The sequence below is a fragment of the Legionella feeleii genome, from assembly GCF_001467625.1.
GTDB classification, from domain to species: Bacteria; Pseudomonadota; Gammaproteobacteria; order Legionellales; family Legionellaceae; genus Tatlockia; species Tatlockia feeleii.
Genome location: NZ_LNYB01000040.1, coordinates 1 through 4316 on the forward strand (window position 1 = coordinate 1; position 4316 = coordinate 4316).

Genomic DNA, 4316 nt, shown 5'->3' on the forward strand with positions numbered 1-4316 from the left:
TGTTGTTCATTATTATGACAATTGTCTCTTAATTATTTATCCTTGCCATTATACTAAAAACTAGATTTTAACGCGAAGACGCCAAGAGCCCAAAATTCTTGCTTTGAAAATCATTACAAGCCAATGTGCAATCGTGAATGAGGTGTTGAGTAAATTTTTTTTGCTGTTTAAGATCAACATCGATTACTTTAGCTTCCTGCACTTGTTCCACTTGTTGGTTTGCCATGGGAATATCCTATTATCTAGTTGATTAAAGACAATTATCCCAGCAATTGTACTGCGTATAAATAGATTTTACTTAAAATTCAATCGCACAATGATTGACGTTCTATTACAAAAGACCCTATAATTAACACACAATACAGGTCTTTATTTAGGTCATTGAAATGCAAACTTTATATGCAACACAAGTCGCAAGCATTAGCGAATTAAAGAAAAATCCAACGAAGCTCATTCACGATGCACAAGGAATGCCCGTGGTTATCCTTAACCACAATGTAGCTGCCGCTTATTTAATCCCAGTCGAAACTTTTGAAAAGCTGATGGATGCTGTTGATGATAACGAGTTAAAGAACATTGTAGAACAACGCCTTGCAGCACCATTTACATCGGTTAAGGTTGAGCTTGATGATTTATGAGTTACATTTTCATCCCCTTGCATTAAAAGAATGGAAGAAACTATCGAGGGAATTGCAGGAGCAATTTAAAAAACAGCTAAAGCGGCGACTTGAAAATCCATATGTTATTTCCGCCAAATTGAGTGGTCAGCTTAAAGATTGCTATAAGATCAAACTACATCAAGCGGGTTATCGATTGGTCTACCAGGTTAACGATAATAAAATGATCCTCTTGGTTGTTGCCGTAGGAAAACGAAACAAAAATAAAGTCTATGACTCAGCTGAAGGCAGACAAGAGCCATAGAGTGAATGAGGTATGTTATGGTTAAGTTAATTGTTCCTATGATTTTTAAAGCACTATTTGTCTTGCTTCAATGGAGCAATTAGAATCCAATAACTATGCTCTAGCACTTAATTCCATTGTATCTGCAATTTTAATAAATTCTGTTTCCCGTCGTGTCTTTTCTGCACTAAAGAAGAAGCTATGACCAGTTAATATTCTGGTTATACCTACAGCAAGACCAATTAAAGCTAATGACGATATTAACATTAAAGCATCAGCTAATAATCGTGGTGCATAATGACGATGTTCAAACTCATGATGTGCACAAGCTTTTAATTGTGTCCTTTTTTCTACTGAAGATAGATTAGATAAAATAATTCTTTCTGCTTCTTCTTGAAAACGTGTTAATGATTTGAGAACCGAAGTTTGATTCAAACGTACTTGTTGCTGAGCGCAAAACTCACGAAGCGCTATAATATCAGCATTTGATGATCGACTTGGGATCGGTTGAGTTGGTAAAGGTTGTTCCAGAATGAAAGAGCTGTGGATATTGGACTCTGATGCAGATGGTTGCAATACTTGTTGGCTAGATAAAGGATGTTCTGTGCTTAAAGAATTATGAGCACGTTCTAAATCGGCAAATGAAATGATATTTAAGTTTAATTGATGTCTATCACTATAAGCTTTTAAGCGCTTAATATTGGTTTCAGTGTCCGTGGCAATAGTTTGAATATCCTCTCCCAACTTGAGTGGTTTTTGAGTACGATATTCTTGGCTTCCCATTGAAAAAATACGTATATGGCGACTTTGGTCATAACATAAAATAATCGGTAAGGGGTTTTCTACCAGGTCTAAGTCTTCAGCAGATAATACCAACGGTTTTTGAGAATCTTGCAAAAGGCTTTGTGTAACTAAAAATCGTTTTTCTAATGTTTCCATATAACTGAGTAGCTTGGGAGCTACTCGCTGAAAATCAACTCTTTCATACCTTCCTGTATATGTCTGGTAAAGCATTGATTCGAAACTCCAGGAAGAGACATTACGAACCATGTAGCCCCATTGAGTTTCTAGCTGCTTATATTTACTTGGTTCTTTTAGTGGCTCCTCAACGTATTCAAATAATTGTTGAACTTTACAATGTGCTGGAAGGGTAAGGAGAGTAATGATTTTCTGGCAATTTTCAGCTGTAGGGTTATTATAAATATCTCGTATTGAAATATCGGATTGCTGTAATTTTTTAAGAATTTTTTGTAGGGATAAATGTTCTTCCATTTCATCTCCTAATGTATTTTCGTCTTCATAAGATAATTCTTTAATTCCTTTTTTTGCGACGATATGAGTTGAAAATAACAAGTACAAATAAAAAATATCCATGGATTGTTGGAAATCTTTTTCTAAAGATTGAATTTCAGGGATGTCCCGAAGGTTAATACCAAGTTGCCTTGCGCGTGCAAGGTAGATATTAATAATACTGATGCTAGAGAATAAGCTCCTTGATGGATTAGCGCCATAATGCCGCAAATTGTCTAAGCACTCTTCTTTAGATACTGCTTTATTAGTTTTCGCATAATTCCGTATCACTTTTTTTAATGAATATTCGTTAGAATTATCTTCTCCACTAAGTCTTGCAAAACAGGGTTTACCATCTGCCATAGCCGTACTAAATCCCCCTTGTGTTAGCTCTCCACATAAAGGAGCCAATCCATATTGCTCAAGCATTTCTATTGCTGACATCAATTGAAAATCTGTTTGTGTCATTAACGCCAGTGCAGCACTATTCGTTCCGTGAATGTAGGGATTGAAAGCAGGTTCTTTATCATAAGGATTAGAGCATTCAGGAGCTTCTGTATTTAATAATTGCTGAAAATAAAGGTCTTGGTTTAATGAATCAAGCATCGCTGCAGAGGCATAATCAGCATGTTCCAATTTTACTTTTTCTTGAACTGAATAATCTTCTTCACCATCCCCTAGACTAAAAATCTCCTTATTGGGTCCTATTAATTGGGTCGGAAAGTAGAGGTCTTTTTGTCGCTTTAGTAGCTGCAGCATATGTTTTGCATAATCAAAAAAAACTGAAGCATCTTTATCTTTTGAATAGGGAAAAATTTCAGCCAATTTTCGCTCAATAAATGCAAAATCAAATGAACCATTACAACGAATAATATCAAAGCAATCAGCAAGGCTGACAAGCAAGCGTGCATATTGCAAACCTTCAATAACGTTCTCATCCAAGTTATAAGAAGCAAGATAATTTGCTAATTCTTGCGGTTTATCTTTTAAAGAAGCAAGGCGAGAAAATATTGCCGCTAATTGGGGGTTAAGACCATGCTCTTTCAAAAAAAGTTCAATGCAGGTAGCACTTTTACTTTCCCATCTATCTGCTCCGTCACCTTCTCGTGCCGCATCATGACCCAACCCTACATAGCGAATTAAGCAAAAGAGCTCTTCTTCGCTTAAATTACTAAACTTCATTAACGCTTGTATTTTATTTTGCACTTGATCAGGATACTGTTGTTGGCATAAACGATGTAACATCACTGTAGACCAAGCTACTCTTGATGCATGCATTGCTCCATGAATTTCTCGTTCAATGTATCCATTATGAGTATTGTTTTTTACCCGCTTCTTTTGCTGTGCACCATTTGAGGTAAGCTTAAATGGCTGTAGGTAAGTAGAATCAATTAATAATTGGCCAAAATAATACCATCCTTGTGATGAAAGCAACTTAGAATCATTTAAAGCTATATCTGATTTACCCACAATTTCTCCAAAGTAATCACGTATGATGTTTTAAACTAAAAATTAACACCAACAAAGTGACTTATTGTACATTTTGTGATCATATATGTCAATGTTATTTATTAGTTATTTATTAGTCCCTAAATGGTAGTAATAGAAAATTGAGCCAAATAAGGAAGAAATTAATATTCATCTCCATAAGTTTTTAGAAGAGTGACGAAAGTGACAATCGTGATAGTTCTTAAAACTTATTTTTTTAATTAAATGAAATGATTAACTTATAAATTCTTCTAGATGGATTGTTTTTAAACTATTCATCTTTAAGAAGTTCGTAAAACATAGAATTATTATTTCAATAATTGAAATTAAAGTAACTTTAATTTCAAGTTTAGATATGAACCATAAAATTAAGCCTTCGCAGCCCTCAAGAGTATCCCTAGTAAAGAGAATAATAGCGGCGAAGAACCAAATTAAGCTTATTAAGATAACAGCAGGAACGTTTAGAGGAACGTTTTTTAAAATTTGAGTTTGATAATTTCGAGCTAGGACGCCAAAACCCTTACTGGGCTTGGCTCCCCGGGACGGGCTGGAGGGGTAGCCGCAAACCTCAGAAATTTCCGGACAGTTAGTCATTCCAGAACTCTTTAAATCGTATTGCTGCTATTTCCGTATACCGC

4 protein-coding genes are annotated in these 4316 nt (G+C 35.3%); 2 read left to right on the forward strand and 2 right to left on the reverse strand.

All coding sequences use genetic code 11. The features are described from left to right. Positions 1 to 67: 67 nt before the first annotated feature. A complete protein-coding gene (locus Lfee_RS16940; protein WP_156413365.1) occupies positions 68 to 226 on the reverse strand; it encodes a hypothetical protein in 159 nt (52 codons plus the stop codon). 160 nt (positions 227 to 386) lie between these two features. Here Lfee_RS16940 and Lfee_RS06290 point away from each other — a divergent pair, with 160 nt between their 5' ends. After that, a complete protein-coding gene (locus Lfee_RS06290) occupies positions 387 to 638 on the forward strand; it encodes a type II toxin-antitoxin system Phd/YefM family antitoxin (protein ID WP_058445007.1) in 252 nt (83 codons plus the stop codon). Further along, on the forward strand, positions 628 to 921 hold the full coding sequence (locus Lfee_RS06295; RefSeq protein WP_058445009.1) for a type II toxin-antitoxin system RelE family toxin: 294 nt from the start codon (positions 628 to 630) through the stop codon (positions 919 to 921). The genes Lfee_RS06290 and Lfee_RS06295 overlap by 11 nt, the downstream gene beginning before the upstream one ends. Positions 922 to 1014: 93 nt before the next feature. On the opposite strand, the gene Lfee_RS06300 is transcribed toward Lfee_RS06295, so the two are convergent. Further along, a complete protein-coding gene (locus tag Lfee_RS06300; protein ID WP_058445011.1) occupies positions 1015 to 3660 on the reverse strand; it encodes a hypothetical protein in 2646 nt (881 codons plus the stop codon). Positions 3661 to 4316 lie beyond the last annotated feature (656 nt).